Source organism: Pseudomonas sp. KCJK9016 (assembly GCF_046231795.1).
GTDB lineage: Bacteria > Pseudomonadota > Gammaproteobacteria > Pseudomonadales > Pseudomonadaceae > Aquipseudomonas > Aquipseudomonas bananamidigenes.
Map to the genome: position 1 here is coordinate 1 of NZ_JBJJMM010000074.1, position 511 is coordinate 511.

The window sequence follows — 511 nt, forward strand, 5'->3', positions numbered from 1 at the left end:
CTTGCGGAACATCTCAACACCGGTGCAGGTAGTGGTGGTGGTGTCACGCAGACCAACGATTTCCAGCGGGTCCTGAACGCGAACGATACCGCGCTCGATACGACCGGTCACAACAGTACCGCGACCCGAGATCGAGAACACGTCTTCGATCGGCATCAGGAATGGCTGATCGATAGCACGAACTGGCTCAGGGATGTAGGCATCCAGAGTTTCTACCAGCTTCTTGACAGCGGTAGTACCCATTTCGTTGTCGTCTTTACCTTCCAGCGCCATACGAGCAGAACCGATGATGATCGGAGTGTCGTCACCTGGGAAGTCATAGGTGGACAGCAGGTCGCGAACTTCCATCTCAACCAGTTCCAGCAGCTCTGCGTCGTCTACCAGGTCAGCCTTGTTCAGGAAAACCACGATGTACGGAACGCCTACCTGACGAGACAGCAGGATGTGCTCACGAGTTTGTGGCATCGGACCATCGGCAGCCGAGCAAACCAGGATCGCGCCGTCCATCTGG

General features: G+C 56.2%; 1 protein-coding gene. It reads right to left on the reverse strand.

The features are described from left to right. Positions 1-511, reverse strand: a 511-nt coding sequence (locus ACK6BI_RS28040; protein WP_409319667.1) for a GTP-binding protein, incomplete at both ends; no start/stop codon positions are given.